The organism is Acinetobacter sp. AR_0276 (assembly GCF_003000705.1).
Classification (GTDB): domain Bacteria; phylum Pseudomonadota; class Gammaproteobacteria; order Pseudomonadales; family Moraxellaceae; genus Acinetobacter; species Acinetobacter nosocomialis.
In genome coordinates, this window is sequence record NZ_PSQO01000003.1 from 1 (window position 1) to 14,570 (window position 14,570).

Sequence of the window (14,570 nt, forward strand, 5' to 3'; positions counted from 1 at the left end):
AATGTATCAATACGAGAATTTGCTTTAGCTTCGCGATCTTCTGCTTTTTCTAACTGTTTCTTTAGAAAATCGATCTGATTCTTTAGTTCAATAACTGTATTGTCTGTGTATTCAGGTGTATTTATAGTTTGTGTTGGAGACGTATCAGTGTGTTTTGAGTGTTTTCCACTAAAAGGTTCACCATAAACGCGGAGTAACTCAGAGAAGTCGATAGAGCCATCATGATCACGACTTAACACCCCATTTTTTATATCTTTATAAAGTGTAGCACGAGATTTCTTATACAGTGTGGCTGCATCACTAACACTGTATTTTGTACTTGTTTTCATAGTGTATTGCTGTGTATTTAGGATACGTATTGAAGAATACAATAAGTGTATTCTTCAATACACTCAAGCTTTAAACCCTAAGTTCTTTAAGTGTGGCAAAAACTGCTGTTGTTGGTGAGGGTTTCTAAGCATATCCTTAATTTTAGCAGCTAAAATCTCATAACTTTCACCTTCTGAGGCTAAATGGGAAAGCTCATGTAAACGTGATAATTGATTCCCGAATAGATTAATTTGAGCATCAGATAGCTGATAAAAATCTTTCGAGGTATGTGTTATGGATTTAGATTTTTCTTTAAAAGAAAAGATAATATGAGTGACTTTACGCCCTGTTTTTTTCTGCTCATAAGTGACTTTTAAAGGGCTATATTCATTGATTTGGTCTATAGCAGTGTCAATTACTCGTTTCTTGAAATCAGCGAATAATGGGTACTTTTTACCGAGTTCTAACATTGTCCGTAAACTCTCAACAGAAATTTCACGCTTACCTATTTGCCGATATTGAACCAGTAGCTCATAAATACGAATACCGTATCCACTATTGATCCCAGCAATGTCTGATAAGGCATATTTGGTGAATTCTCTACTTAGATTGGAAATAAATGGCAGAATGGGTTTTGAAAAACGGATTCCAATGACACTTTGACTATCTAAAAATTGGATTTCTTGCACCCATCTCATTTTTATAGATTTATCATCAATACTGAGGTTAATAGACCTCTCATAGAGTCTATTAATACCTTCCTTTAAATCTCTGTATGCAGTTTTCTCATGTACGCCCAATTGTTTTAATTCATCGACGCTAACAGGGTATAACTCATCATCTGTAATAGGCTGATTTTTGGGAATCCGTGAAATGGCAGCTAAGACAATTCGTTGCTCTACGGCACTTAATTGATACGATGCTTCTATTACTTGATTTGATTTTACAACGTGATTTTTATTCAAAACAAAACCATTGATTTTTCTAATATATGACAAATATATACTTGTCATAGTTAGTAGTCAATCCGTCATAGTTAAGTAGTCAATCCGTCATAGTTAGTAGTCAATCCGTCATAGTTAGTAGTCAATCCGTCATATTTAAACGCTGAAACCTTTGCTATATAAGGCACAGAGACGACTGAAAAGATTTAAAAGATTTAAAATATATTAAAAAGGAAAGAATGAAAAATTGCCCTATGTTTTCGCTACGCTCAAACTCTATTGAACTTCGCTTACGCTCAGTTCGAAGGGGCAATTTTTGGGTTAATCTCGTGATAACTTCAAAAAAGCAAAAGCAACTCGGAATTCGCTTCGCTCATAAGTTTTTTATACTCGCTTCGCTCGACCTAGATGCAAATTAAATCTGTTCGCACCCTCCGGGATGCTCTGTATCTCAGTCTCAGCAGCAAAGGGGAGTTTGTAATCAGGGAAAAAGCATGGCAAAAATTTTAATTGTGTCTGTTCGCTCGTAGACACTCGCTCTGTAAACTTTGGATAAAACCAACTGAGCTTAAAAACCAGGGCCACCGTAATCATAATCATCAGCTTTAGGTTGTACTGGTTCTGATTGAGTGCGTTTGGGAGGCGTATTTTGTATCGGTAATACGTATTCAGGAAGTGAATGCACCTTGAACTCAAAACATGGGGTACTGTTACGTCTTGAGTCTTCTAGTTTTTCATTCATTTCGTAGATGGACCAAGCTTCTTGTTTAAGTATAGGGCCTTGGTTTTTGATAATTTCATTCAAATCATTTTTTAGTTTGTCCTTATTTGTTGCATTCTTGATTAAGTAATTCAGGTAATACATGACTTCCAATGATGAAAATGGGTTGTTTTCAGCACTATAAAAATATTCATGTTGTTGATCTAATTGCTTTTGGCGTTCTTCGAGTTCTCGTTCTTGCTGGTTGTGTTCTCTGATTTTTTGGATTTGGGCGAGATATTCCGCTGTCGCATTTTGTTGTCCAACGCCTAGTTTTGGCTCTGGAAGGTATAGCGTGCTGTGGATCTCGTTATATTTTTCATAGCTGTCTGCTGAAACCTGATTTTTGATGGTGATGTCTTGGCCATCCAGTGTGTAGGTGACGGTCGGGCAGTGCTGTGCAAGGGCATCATTCAAATGATTTTCCCATTGTTTTCGGATATAGATCAAAAAAGTGGAATAGTCTTCATGGCCATCTTGAAGTTGGATTTTTTTGGCACCGCCTTTGGCTGGATCTTGAGGGTTATAGCGTTTGAAGTACTGTTCTGCGCTGCGTTCAATGCCGTCATCCGCTTTTAGCGAGAACATCAGATGACAATGAGGCTGATCTTCGCCACTGATACGTGATTTTACGTTGTGTATGGCGTATGAGTGCGGATATTGCTGTGGAACTATATGTTTGTCTAAAAACGTCTCTATGAGCGTTTTACGCTGTTCTGACGTGAACTCATTCGGTAGGGCAATTTCATACTCCATGTAGGCCTTGGCATTGGCTCGTTCATACGTATCTGCTGCCTGCCAAAAATCAATGGGATCTTTTACAAAGGCAGGCATACATCGACCAGGTTCAATATGTTCTATGGTCTCATTGCTGGTTTTGCGGATGCCTTCATACTGCATCAGCCGGGAAATGTAGAGATAATGGCCGGTCGCATAGCCCTTATTTTTGCTTTTGACGCTGAAGTGGTAGCTGGCCATGTTCACCTCTGCTGGGTTGTGGGTTCGGTTTTTATGCAGTGAAACGGAATGAAAACCGCCCGGATTTGAAATGCCTGTATGGCTGAAAAATCCGGTTGAAGGGGGTCAAGGGGGAAGCGCCCCATTGCGTACTAGTTTCTCCGATGAGGAGAAACTGTCAAGTGCGAATTATTTAATATAAAAATAAAATTTCTTTTCAAGAAATTTTATTTTTATATTAAATAATTATTTTCAGACTGCCCTCTTTAAATATGGTAAAACCATATTTAAAGAGGTTGCAGTTCTGAAAATTTGGCGGCAGATGATGGAAATGGAAAAAGCAAAAAAGCGTGGTCGACCTGCTCAGTTGTTACAGATTGCTGAGTTACATGCATTTGTAGAGTTTTTAGAACAGCAAGAACAGCTTTCTGATCTTCAATCTCAAGTGTTAAAGGCTTTAAATAGTGTTGATTGTAATTTTGAGGGGCTAACTCAGACAGATCAGGTTCTGGTCAAAGAGGCTTTAAAACCTTATCGTGAACATCTGAAGTTGAAATTGCTGTTTGAAGAGTTGAATAATCTGCCTCTTAAAACCGAGTATGAACAGAAGTTTTTAGATCTGTATGAACTTTTTCAAAAGAATGCACTAGATCAGATGGAACTAAATATTTTAAAAACCTTGGCGACACGGTATCTGAATTTTAAAGCGCAAAAGCTTGAATACAGTGATTTAGAATTGTATTTGAGTCAGCTACAGAAGAAGGATGCTGGGAAAAAACGCAAAGCTGAAAATCAACGTAAATTTGAATTAGGTGGTGCTGTTCTTGTCGCATTTAAGAAACTCAATATTGATATTAGCAATGATACTCCTCAACAGATTACCAATCGGATTGTGAATACGACAAAGTTTCATAATGAAGTACGTAAATCTTTAATTTTTAAAGATGTTAAGACAAATGCACTAGATCAGATGGAACTAAATATTTTAAAAACCTTGGCGACACGGTATCTGAATTTTAAAGCGCAAAAGCTTGAATACAGTGATTTAGAATTGTATTTGAGTCAGCTACAGAAGAAGGATGCTGGGAAAAAACGCAAAGCTGAAAATCAACGTAAATTTGAATTAGGTGGTGCTGTTCTTGTCGCATTTAAGAAACTCAATATTGATATTAGCAATGATACTCCTCAACAGATTACCAATCGGATTGTGAATACGACAAAGTTTCATAATGAAGTACGTAAATCTTTAATTTTTAAAGATGTTAAGACATATGAAAATGAATATTTTAAAGCAAATAAACTTTTTATTCAGGTGTTAGAAGGATTACATACCTGGCAAAAGGGCGGAGAATTATTGTCAGTAATTGAAATTAAAAAGGCCTTAGAAAAAGGCGAAGAGTAGTTTATTTAGCAGGGATTTTAGAGAAGTTGGACATTTCTATTTTGGGCTTACAATCGAATTTCGTATACAGAGACATTATGTAAATTTAGAGTACACCCTAAAGTAACGTCATGGCGACCCCAATCCTGAACCTAAAATCAATGTTTTAGAAGCCGTGGAACATCAATTTTAGTATGCTCAAAGAAAGTCTTAGATTTATACGTGACAATAGAAAGAGCCAGTTGTATGAACTGGCTCTTTCTATTTGGGATTTACTTACCCATTGCGATTTTTTACCGTGCCTCTCATAAATTAACAGTCAAAGCTGAAGAAGTGCTCTGGGAAACAAGAAACAAAGGCTTTTTGAATATCGCTGTACTCACACTCAGGATGCTTCTCTAAATAACGTCGAGTCCAAATCAGTGTGGCTTCATAATCATTAAAGCACTGATCGAGTTGTAAAAAGATCCACAGTTCATGGGCTTTTTGAATGAAAAAGTCATTGATGATCATGAGAGCAATTTTCTTTTCAGTGTTTGAATCCGGGTATGAGTACATATTACATTTCTCCGATAGTAAGGATAAATAGGTTAGTTGATAAGCTATTTATAACACATAAAAAATGTGTTTGTCACATTTTTTATGTGTTTTTTTAAGTTTTATAGTCTGTGTTATACTTCTAATTCAAACAGATTGTATTTATCACGATGCCATACGAAGAATTTCAAAGACTTATGGGGAAAGCAGGTCTTTCAATTAAGGAATTTGCAACCTTATTGGACATGAATCCAAACTCCATAACTAACTATAAAAAGATCGGAAAAGTACCTACTCATATCGCTGTTCTGGTTTACTTACTTTCTAGCATGAAAGATGAGGGTGTAGACTTTTACCCTATTTTTGAAAAAATTAAGTCGTATTCAAAAGACTAAAACTCTCGTTTGTTGATTGTTGTAAGCTGTTAGTGATGACGTAAAAAATGCCTGAAGTTCAGGCATTTTTTTGTTTCAGGGACTTATAAGCCTCGATAGAACTTTTCAATAAAGTATCGAGTTTTGAGAACCAGGGTGATCATCAAATTCTTATGTTCTGAGATCTTAGGTCGAGCAATCGGTAAACCGGACATTTCTATTTTGGGCTTACATTGGAATTTCGCATAAGGCGTATTATGTTAATTTTAGAAATTCTAAAAAAGGGATAGTTAAAAACTATCCCTTTATCTTGTAAGAATTATCTTAGTAATAATACTGGTTTTGTAGAGCTTGATAACAATTTGGTCGTCGTACTACCAATAAAAAACTGGCGTATTTTTGAGTGACCATATGCACCAACCACCATCATATCAATAGCGTTTTTCTCTTGGTAATCTAATATTGATTTCTCGACATCACCTTCAAGTACGATATCAATTACATTAAAACCATTATTTGCAAGCAGCTCTTTTGCCCAAGTAACTTGAGATGTCATATCACTATTTGGCTTACCAACATATACCACATGAGCTGTCAGGTTTTTTAATAAAGGGCTATTGGCAATTTTTTCTACACAAATGCGTGCAGTCTGACTTCCATCAAAAGCAATTAAAAAAGACTTAGGTGGACTAAAGAGTGCAGATGTTATTAATACGGGTTTATGAAGGGCACGAACAACATTTTCAATATGGGTTCCAACTTTACTGGAATCATGCTCAGTTTCAGTCCCATGCTTACCCATAACAAGAACTCGAATGTCTTCTTCCATTCCCATAATTGTTTCTAAAAGACTGCCATGGCGTTGAAAACTTTGAGCATCAATAGAAAACTTCTCCAATAGATAATTCTTTGCTTCCCGAAGAAGAATCTGACCATGCTCTAGCTCAATTTTTCCCTTACGTTCTTCGAGTTCAACTAACTCGTTTAGCAAGGTTTCTCGACTTCCTAGACCAATTGCACCACTTAAATCTTGTGGGGCTTTCGCTTTTGGCTTATCAATGACATGCAATAGTTTAATAGGTGAACTAAGTTTATCGCTAAACCAAGCTGCATAATCACACACAGTATTTGTTACTAATGATCCATCAATACATGCAATAATTTTTGACATAACTAATCCCTCTTAGTGGCTATTTAAGCGATCTAAAGCATCTGGTTTGTCGTGGATACCAAACTTATCGACTAATGTTTTACTAGCTTCATTCATTCCAATAAGTTCGACTTCTGTTCCTTCACGTCTAAACTTAATGACCACTTTATCTACGGCAGCGACCGCAGACACATCCCAGAAGTGAGCCTGACTAACATCAATCACAACTTTTGAAAGTGCTTCTTTGAAATCAAATGCAGAAGTAAATTTATCTGCTGAGCTGAAGAACACTTGACCTGTTACCGTATAAATACGGGTATTTTCAGGTTCATTAAATTCGGACTGAATTGCCATGTAACGTTCAATTTTATTGGCAAAAAATAATGCAGAAAGAAGTACACCGACTAATACGCCATAAGCCAAGTTATGTGTTGCAACGACCACGACGACTGTAACGATCATCACGATATTGCTAGAAACTGGATATTGGCGAATATTTCGTAATGAATCCCAGTTAAATGTTCCGATTGCTACCATGATCATGACCGCAACCAGTGCAGCCATTGGAATGACTTTGAGCCAGTCACTGATAAACACCACCATAATTAACAGGAAGACCCCAGCACTAAATGATGATAAACGGGTACGTCCACCAGATTTCACATTAATAATGGATTGACCAATCATGGCACAGCCTGCCATTCCGCCTAAGAAGCCAGAAGCGACATTGGCAACACCTTGTCCTTTACACTCACGGTTTTTATCACTATTGGTATCGGTTAAATCATCCACAATTGTTGCGGTCATCATAGATTCAAGCAAACCGACGGCTGCTAATCCCAGTGAATAAGGCAAAATAATAGCTAAAGTTTCAAGATTTAAAGGAATATCAGGAAGTAAGAAAATTGGTAGCGTATCTGGTAATTGCCCCATATCGCCTACGGTTCTTACATCTAAACCAATGAACAAGGCAAAGAGCGTAAGGAGGACAATACAAATGAGAGGAGAGGGTAAAAGCTTCCCTATCACTGGGATATAAGGGAATAGATAAATAATAGCTAAACCTCCAACTGTCATCGCATAGACATGCCATGTCACATTGGTGAGTTCAGGCAATTGAGCCATAAAAATTAGAATAGCTAAGGCATTCACAAAGCCAATCACGACTGACTTTGATACAAACCGCATCAGAGCACCTAATTTTAGATAACCTGCTAGGATTTGAATAAATCCTGTCAAAATTGTGGCTGCTAATAAGTATTGCAGACCATGCTCTTTAACCAGTGTGACCATTAATAAAGCCATTGCACCAGTTGCAGCAGAAATCATACCAGGGCGACCACCTACGAAAGCAATCACGACTGCAATACAGAATGAAGCATATAGCCCGACTTTAGGGTCGACACCTGCAATGATGGAGAAGGCAATTGCTTCAGGAATTAGAGCCAAAGCAACAACAATACCCGCAAGAACATCCCCGCGAATATTGGAGAACCATTGTTCTCGAATAGTGGATAACATGAAAATAGCCTATTTTTTTAAATTTTAGGAAAGGCTAGTGATGTGATATATGACACACAAGCTACTACACCACATCACTAGACAGTGATGAGTTATTTACTGAATTAAGAGGTAAATAAACTTATGGTGGCGTAAGTGTCATATTAAGAAAGATATCTATTTTGGAGGATTTCGGGGGCAATGATAGCAGTTAGACTCTTTTCTATCCACCCTAACCGCAGTATCGAAGTAAAAGTATAGAATTATCATAGATAATTTTAGAATTGATTTATGTCCATTTAACATAATGGGCATTATCCGAAATCGTCTTTTATAAGTTAAATAAAATCATATACTTAGCTATTTTACATAACCCGAAACTACCGCAAAAATCCGCTTTGGAAACAAAGCGGATTTTTTTTAAGCACTTTTGTCACTTTTAGCCAATAATTTTGACTAAAAATTACTCCAATTAGCTTGAGTGATACAAATTTATGATACATTATTGTATATACAAATTTGAATGTTTTTTATGGAACTGTATTTCGAATGGGATGAGGCTAAAAACCAAAAGAATCAGAAAAAACATGATGTATCTTTTGAAACGGCAAGCCTCGTTTTTGAAGATCCTTTACGGATCTCAATCCAGGATCGACATACCAATGGTGAAGAACGTTGGCAAACGATCGGTATGGTTAAAGGTGTACTGATGTTATTGGTGGCTCATACAATCATTGACGATGATGACTGTGAGATCATACGAATCATTAGTGCAAGGCAAGTCACTAAAGCGGAACGCAATCAATATGAGCATGGTTAGATATACACGCAAAGAACTGAATGAAAATTTCAGTGACAAGCAAGATGCTGAAATTAAACGCTTGCTTGCGAAAGGAACTGTACCAGATGAACAATTAGATCTATCTGACATTCCTGAGATTACCGACTGGAGTCATGCTGTTCGCCATGGGCAATTTTATCGTCCAGTGAAGCAACAAACATCTGTTCGTCTAGATGCAGATGTACTTGCATGGTTAAAGGCTCAAGGCAAAGGCTATCAGACACGCATGAATAAAATTCTGCGTGAAGCAATGCTAGAAGATCTTAAGAATCATTGATGAAAATGGAAGCTATAGACTCCCATTTTTGCTTCGCATAAGAGATTTTATGTTAAATGGGGAAATAGCATTTCCCCACGCTTTTCATTCTATGCAATATAGTCTTTTAATTTATGCGCTATAGCATATGCAAGTAAAGGGGGAACAGCATTCCCTACTTGAAGCATCTGATTAGACTTTGGACCTGAAAATATAAAATGATCAGGGAATGATTGGATTCTAGCAGCCTCTCTAACAGTTAAGCACCGATCTTGTTTAGGAAGAGTAAACTGTCCTGATGATGGCGTATCAAATCGAGTTGTAATAGTTCTTGCTATGCCATCACTTCTTAATCTTGTCCATGTACCGCTATAGATTGATTTAGTGAGATGTTCTTCTGGTAAGCTTTCTTTTCCACCACCTTCATGGGGAATCATCTTAAGACGCTCAAGAACTATTCTTGAGTGATTGGTTGCCTGATGGTTTTTAATGGTGAGAGATTTTTTTCTCAAATATAACTGATATTCTGTCTGAGCAGGAGATATGTAATCGTACATATCTTTTCCTTCTCCAGCTTCAAGACTAGGTAAATCAGAAAAAATTTCAGCCAGTTTTGGCGGCTCTTTATAATTTAATTTAGAAAAATCAAAAACTTGATATTCCTTAATACCAACAATAAAAGCTCTTTTTCTCTGTTGAGGCACACCAAAATCAGATGCATCTAAAATTTTTGCGTTAATGGTATATCCCATTTTCTCACAATCTTCTTTAATTAAATTAAAGAAGTAACTATCACTAGTTGTAAGTAGATTAGGTACGTTCTCGATTACAAAGGCCTTTGGTTGAACAAATTCAACAACATCTAAAAAGTACTTGAATAGATAGTTTCTTTCATCATCTAAACTGAGACGCTTTCCCTTTTGAGAAAAACCTTGGCATGGTGGTCCACCAAAAACGACATCAACTTTTCCTACCATATCCTCAAAAACTTCATGAATTTTTAAGTTGGTAACATCTTCGTTTAAAACTTTTGAATCTGGAAAGTTTATTTGATATGTCTTTGCAATATTTGGGTCTTTTTCTATTGCTAATAGGCTTTTAAATCCAGCCATTTCAAATCCGTATGACATACCGCCAACACCAGAAAATAAATCAATTGTTTTCAAAATCATACATCCTTAACTCGATTACAAGCTGAGTCAAAATATTCAGAATTTAATTCGGTACCAAAGAAACGTCGCCCACATTTTTTAGATACAACAGCTGTTGTTCCACTTCCCATGAATGGATCGATGACCAAATCATTTGGGTTTGATAAAACTTCTACGAAATGTTGGATAAGTTTTTCGGGCTTCTGAGTTGGATGCTTTCCAAATTTCTTTTCAGATTTTGGTGTAAGGCCAGTTTCAATAAAATCGTGCAATAATTTGCCATTATTGTTAAAAGTTCCAGAAGGGCCTTTTTTTATTAAGTAAACCCAAGCTTCTGTTGAATTAACAAAGGTTAAGTTCATGTTTCTAGGCATTGGATTCGTTTTATGCCAAATACCTGTAGTCTTGTAATAGAAACCAGCTTTTTGCGCAATTTCTATGATGCTTTCAACTTTGATAATAGACATAAAAATAATAACAGCCCCATTTGGAGCTAATTTTGAATAAGTTAATTGAAGAAAATCTAGCATTTGAACATACCAATCTTCATACGCTAAATCATCCCAGCCACTAGCTACAAAATGATTTTCTCTTAATCGAAATACTCCTGTATTCCGGCCCTTCATGAAATTTCCTAAATTGTAGGGTGGATCTGTCAGGCACAAATGAACTGATTCATCCTTAAGTAACTTTAGTCCTGCCAAGCAGTCTAGGTTAAGGAGTACAGAAGAGGAATCTCTATATTGCTGTTCATCTAAGCTAACATCATGATTTAGATAGTGTTCATTTAAGGGGGAATTCATCAGACAGCAAAATATTCAATTTAATTGCTGTATGATACCAACATTATAGAATCTTGTACTTTCTAGGCGTCCTTAATTGACGCTTTGTATAGCTAAGTAATGAAATACAATTTTAAGGAATGATTTGTGATTGAAAACGTATCCCCAAGATTAGGAATAAAATCTTCCCTTCCAGATCATTTACAAGCGTTTGTGACTGCTTATCTTATATGGAAAACAAATGATAAACCTGTAGTCATAGAATACTCAGAAGAGTATATCGATGCTGGGATAACAAAAATAAAATTTAGAGACAACATAGTTCATGCATTTACTCATTTAATGAGTAAGCACCCTTCTTATTCAACTGATCTATTTGATAATAATCAATTATTAACAGCCCAAACAGAACATCTCCAAGTAGGACTATTAAATTGTTATAAAACAGCCTATGTAACCCTTATTAACAGTAGTTCTAGTTCAGCTGAACGTTCAGGAAAAAATAGATATGCAAAGAAATTAGAATATACATCCTTTATTGATCTTTTTGATTGTTTTGTTGAACAAAACATAGATGAATACATCGATTTATTCATTCTTATTTTAAGAAAAGATGATGAGTTTTTAGCACACTCTGTATTTAAACCGTTTTCAGGTTTTATTAGCTTTTTGGTTGAGCAAACACAATATAAATTAGAGGACGGAACTGTAGAAGACAGACTCTATAAAAAGATTGAAAGAAGTATCGATTTCTTTGGCAATGGTCCATCTCGAATCTTAAAACCCTTTACAACAAAGGGACTTTACGACTTAGCCCCTAAATCACCAAGTCCTCCGCTGTCTCCTGAAGAATTCAATAACAAGAAAGATCGAATAGATAATTTATTTAATATTCTTCGGGTTCAATATGAGCAAAATACGTCTGAGTCTGAGTCTGAGTCTGAGTCTGAGTCTGAGTCTGAGTCTGAGTCTGAGAATCTAAGTGGTATTAAGGGATACAACAAAATTATTTATGGTGCTCCTGGAGCTGGAAAAAGTGCATCAGTTAGCGAGATAGTTGGTGAAAACTATATTCGAACGGTATTTCATCCAGAAACTCAATACTCTGATTTTATTGGGTGTTTAAAGCCACATAAGGACAGTAGTAGCAGAAACATTACCTATAGTTTCCGTAAAGGGCCATTTATTCAAATTTTAGAAAAAGCTCTACTGAATCCTGATACGCATTATTTTTTAGTTATTGAAGAACTAAATCGAGCAAATACTGCTGCAGTATTTGGAGAGATTTTCCAGCTATTAGATAGAGATGATGAAGGAAAAAGTGAATATCCAATTCTGATACAAGATGAAGATTTATATGATGCTTTAGAAGAAACCTTAGGTTCAGAGCATGAATTCATTGTAAAACGTCAGTTGATGATACCTAGTAACTTATCAATCATTGCAACAATGAATAGTAGTGATCAGGCTGTTTTTCCTTTAGATACTGCATTTAAAAGACGTTGGATTTTTGAATACCTACCAATAGATTTTACAAATTGTGCAACAGGCAAAGTTCCAATTCATCATACAGTTTTACCAAATGTAGAATGGAAAACACTAGCCCAAACTATTAATACTGTTTTGGTTCAACTCAAGGTTGTAGAAGATAAGCTTATTGGTCCGTGGTTTATTAAAGATAGTGATCTAGTTGAAAATCAAGCTGAACAAACTTTCATTGGAAAAATTTGTTCATACTTATGGGATGATGCCCTTAAGTATAAGAATAAAAATGAAATTTTTAAAAGTGATATTCATGGGTATGGTGAGCTCTATCAACGGTATTCTGATAAAAAGCCAATATTCTCAGATAAATTTATGCAGATGTTACAAACAGCACAAGATGTAGATACAGATACCTCTGATAAGACAGAAGCAGAGTGATGGAATATCAGTTTTTTGAAGATAAACAATTTATCGATTCAAAAAAAATCCCTGATTATGTAATTGATAAATTGGTTTCAGTTGGCGGTCTTGATGTAGTTAATCAGGGACGAAAAATCGCATTTTGTGGGGTCATTATCTCTGAAGGTTGTACATACTGTTTTGCTCCTGCTGGATCAGACCCTAAAAAAATTGAATCTATAGGAAATTTAATTAGGGTAATTCATGCTTATAAAGACTCTATTGATTCTAGTTTGTTAGCATTTGATGAAGATGAGCAAGGTAAGGTTATTGAAGAAATTTCCTTAACAGACATTTTTGAAATTATAGATCTATATTTCAGTGTGGGGATCTTAAGATCTAAGACACATACTTACAGTGAAAAGGGACGAACGAATTGGTCTAAAACAGTGAATAGAGAGTTTCCTGTATTCACTAGTGATAATGTCCCAATCTACTTTGACTTTCATAAATATCCAGTTTCCATTTACCAAGATGATTTAATTTCCAGTATTCATTGTGAAATTATTTTAGACATTTTGAAAAAGTTTCACTGGCTAGATGAGAGATTTAACTTTGTATCTAAAGATCAGTTAAGTGAAAAGAAATTACTTAATGAACTGGATGTTAATCAAAAAATTTCTCTGCTAAATCAAAGGTTACATTCAACTTTTGTTTCTTTAGAAATTAGAACCTTGCAATTATTGATCAGATATTTAGAAAGGGTTCATGAAAGTGGATCAAAGAATATTGTAATTGGAATTCGGAAATTTCATTACGTTTGGGAATTTTTACTTAGAAATATTTTCCATGATGTTGAAGAAAAAATTAATTCATTACTACCAGTACCTAAATATCAATTTTTAGGTCCTACAGATTTTAGTGAAACTTCAAATCAAAAAGCTATGCGCTTAGATGTATTCATTAAGAGTGAAAATTCTTGTTGGGTCATAGATAGCAAATACTATACGGCTACAGGTGCGCATAATGCTCCTGGATGGTCTGATCTAGTTAAGCAGTTTTTCTATGTCAAAGCTGTTAAATTGATTTATCCAGAGCTTGAATCGATTAAAAATATTTTCATATTTCCAGGGGTAAAAAATTCACTATCCAATATTGAAATGGTTTATCGGGAAGAATCTAAAGATGAAACAAAATTAGCGAAACTAGCGGAAGATTTTATTCCTATTGAATGTTTATATTTGGATCCTAATGATGTGATAGAGAGCTACTTAAAGTCTAAAAAAATTCATATTACAGATTATATTTAATTGGTAAGTTTTCCTAAAATTAACATAATACGCCTTATACGAAATGCGTTATAATTATCTATAGAAATCAATGCTGTAGTTTCTATTTTATAGCCCGAACATCCCTGTACGGGCTTTTTTTTGTGATCTTTCACGTAATATGGCTATTCTTTAATCAAATCCTTACAACTTTGATTAGCTCAGTTGAATAGTACCCTTAGCCATTCGGCAAGAAAAACCGGCTTAACCACCCTCTTTTCGGCTGCTCCGGTTCAACCGGCTCCGGCACCGGAATACGCTTATTTTCCGTTTTTTCCGGAGTAGTCAATCCGTCATGTTTGTCGTTATCTACATTCAATGTAGGTTCTACTTGAGATGGACTAGATTGCACTGAAGATTGATCTGAAGTTGGTGTGGGATGAACCTGAGTTGGCTTCATTTCAATTAGGGTAAGT

General features: G+C 35.6%; 14 protein-coding genes and 1 pseudogene. 6 read left to right on the forward strand and 9 right to left on the reverse strand.

All coding sequences use genetic code 11. The annotated features are described in order from the left end of the window. The 3 genes from CSB87_RS00740 to CSB87_RS00750 all read right to left on the reverse strand — a co-directional run. A partial coding sequence (locus tag CSB87_RS00740; protein ID WP_213065512.1) for a plasmid replication DNA-binding protein occupies window positions 1-329 on the reverse strand: 329 nt, incomplete at its 3' end. A 63-nt stretch (window positions 330-392) separates the two neighbouring features. After that, a complete protein-coding gene (repM, locus tag CSB87_RS00745) occupies window positions 393-1,322 on the reverse strand; it encodes a replication initiation protein RepM (protein ID WP_000200914.1) in 930 nt (309 codons plus the stop codon). A 499-nt stretch (window positions 1,323-1,821) separates the two neighbouring features. Next, window positions 1,822-2,991: a MobA/MobL family protein gene (locus tag CSB87_RS00750; protein WP_004698297.1), complete on the reverse strand. Its 1,170-nt coding sequence runs from the start codon at window positions 2,989-2,991 to the stop codon at window positions 1,822-1,824. Window positions 2,992-3,301: 310 nt separating this feature from the next. Between CSB87_RS00750 and CSB87_RS20230 the strand changes: the two genes are divergently transcribed. Next, window positions 3,302-4,372 (forward strand): hypothetical protein, encoded by a 1,071-nt coding sequence (locus tag CSB87_RS20230; RefSeq protein ID WP_416224450.1) that lies wholly within the window; start codon window positions 3,302-3,304, stop codon window positions 4,370-4,372. 291 nt (window positions 4,373-4,663) lie between these two features. Here the strand turns inward: CSB87_RS20230 and CSB87_RS00760 are convergent, their stop codons facing one another. After that, window positions 4,664-4,909: a hypothetical protein gene (locus CSB87_RS00760; RefSeq protein ID WP_004282220.1), complete on the reverse strand. Its 246-nt coding sequence runs from the start codon at window positions 4,907-4,909 to the stop codon at window positions 4,664-4,666. Window positions 4,910-5,058: 149 nt separating this feature from the next. Between CSB87_RS00760 and CSB87_RS00765 the strand changes: the two genes are divergently transcribed. Continuing rightward, the gene (locus tag CSB87_RS00765; RefSeq protein ID WP_004676219.1) at window positions 5,059-5,283 is read left to right on the forward strand and encodes a helix-turn-helix transcriptional regulator; all 225 of its coding nucleotides are present in this window, start codon (window positions 5,059-5,061) and stop codon (window positions 5,281-5,283) included. Window positions 5,284-5,581: 298 nt separating this feature from the next. On the opposite strand, the gene CSB87_RS00770 is transcribed toward CSB87_RS00765, so the two are convergent. Continuing rightward, window positions 5,582-6,433, reverse strand: a complete 852-nt coding sequence (locus tag CSB87_RS00770) for a universal stress protein (protein ID WP_004870777.1) — start codon at window positions 6,431-6,433, stop codon at window positions 5,582-5,584. 12 nt (window positions 6,434-6,445) lie between these two features. Next, window positions 6,446-7,933 (reverse strand): SulP family inorganic anion transporter, encoded by a 1,488-nt coding sequence (locus tag CSB87_RS00775; protein WP_004870779.1) that lies wholly within the window; start codon window positions 7,931-7,933, stop codon window positions 6,446-6,448. 511 nt (window positions 7,934-8,444) lie between these two features. Between CSB87_RS00775 and CSB87_RS00785 the strand changes: the two genes are divergently transcribed. Then, window positions 8,445-8,732, forward strand: a complete 288-nt coding sequence (locus tag CSB87_RS00785; protein WP_002124950.1) for a BrnT family toxin — start codon at window positions 8,445-8,447, stop codon at window positions 8,730-8,732. Next, window positions 8,719-9,030 (forward strand): BrnA antitoxin family protein, encoded by a 312-nt coding sequence (locus tag CSB87_RS00790; protein WP_004836815.1) that lies wholly within the window; start codon window positions 8,719-8,721, stop codon window positions 9,028-9,030. The genes CSB87_RS00785 and CSB87_RS00790 overlap by 14 nt, the downstream gene beginning before the upstream one ends. An 89-nt stretch (window positions 9,031-9,119) precedes the next feature. Here CSB87_RS00790 and CSB87_RS00795 read toward each other — a convergent pair whose 3' ends face one another. After that, on the reverse strand, window positions 9,120-10,175 hold the full coding sequence (locus CSB87_RS00795) for a DNA cytosine methyltransferase (RefSeq protein WP_205627315.1): 1,056 nt from the start codon (window positions 10,173-10,175) through the stop codon (window positions 9,120-9,122). A 2-nt stretch (window positions 10,176-10,177) separates the two neighbouring features. Further along, window positions 10,178-10,963, reverse strand: coding sequence for a DNA-methyltransferase (locus tag CSB87_RS00800; protein WP_081034439.1), 786 nt, complete (start codon window positions 10,961-10,963; stop codon window positions 10,178-10,180). 126 nt (window positions 10,964-11,089) lie between these two features. Here CSB87_RS00800 and CSB87_RS20010 point away from each other — a divergent pair, with 126 nt between their 5' ends. Then, the gene (locus CSB87_RS20010) at window positions 11,090-12,865 is read left to right on the forward strand and encodes an McrB family protein (RefSeq protein WP_228155266.1); all 1,776 of its coding nucleotides are present in this window, start codon (window positions 11,090-11,092) and stop codon (window positions 12,863-12,865) included. Then, entirely contained in the window at window positions 12,865-14,136 is a 1,272-nt protein-coding gene (locus CSB87_RS00810) for an LlaJI family restriction endonuclease (protein ID WP_057082434.1), read from the forward strand. Before CSB87_RS20010 ends, CSB87_RS00810 begins: the two co-directional genes overlap by 1 nt. A 196-nt stretch (window positions 14,137-14,332) precedes the next feature. Here the strand turns inward: CSB87_RS00810 and CSB87_RS19945 are convergent. Next, window positions 14,333-14,570, reverse strand: a pseudogene (locus CSB87_RS19945) (DNA-binding protein); the annotation flags it as partial.

Excerpts from the sequence above, each read along its gene's own strand:
- CSB87_RS20230 (WP_416224450.1), top strand. The coding sequence starts at position 3,302 with ATGGAAAAAGCAAAAAAGCGTGGTCGACCTGCTCAGTTGTTACAGATT.
- CSB87_RS00810 (WP_057082434.1), top strand. The coding sequence starts at position 12,865 with ATGGAATATCAGTTTTTTGAAGATAAACAATTTATCGATTCAAAAAAA.
- CSB87_RS00800 (WP_081034439.1), bottom strand. The coding sequence starts at position 10,963 with ATGAATTCCCCCTTAAATGAACACTATCTAAATCATGATGTTAGCTTA.
- CSB87_RS00760 (WP_004282220.1), bottom strand. The coding sequence starts at position 4,909 with ATGTACTCATACCCGGATTCAAACACTGAAAAGAAAATTGCTCTCATG.
- CSB87_RS00785 (WP_002124950.1), top strand. The coding sequence starts at position 8,445 with ATGGAACTGTATTTCGAATGGGATGAGGCTAAAAACCAAAAGAATCAG.
- repM (WP_000200914.1), bottom strand. The coding sequence starts at position 1,322 with ATGACAAGTATATATTTGTCATATATTAGAAAAATCAATGGTTTTGTT.
- CSB87_RS00770 (WP_004870777.1), bottom strand. The coding sequence starts at position 6,433 with ATGTCAAAAATTATTGCATGTATTGATGGATCATTAGTAACAAATACT.
- CSB87_RS00790 (WP_004836815.1), top strand. The coding sequence starts at position 8,719 with ATGAGCATGGTTAGATATACACGCAAAGAACTGAATGAAAATTTCAGT.
- CSB87_RS00750 (WP_004698297.1), bottom strand. The coding sequence starts at position 2,991 with ATGGCCAGCTACCACTTCAGCGTCAAAAGCAAAAATAAGGGCTATGCG.
- CSB87_RS00765 (WP_004676219.1), top strand. The coding sequence starts at position 5,059 with ATGCCATACGAAGAATTTCAAAGACTTATGGGGAAAGCAGGTCTTTCA.
- CSB87_RS00775 (WP_004870779.1), bottom strand. The coding sequence starts at position 7,933 with ATGTTATCCACTATTCGAGAACAATGGTTCTCCAATATTCGCGGGGAT.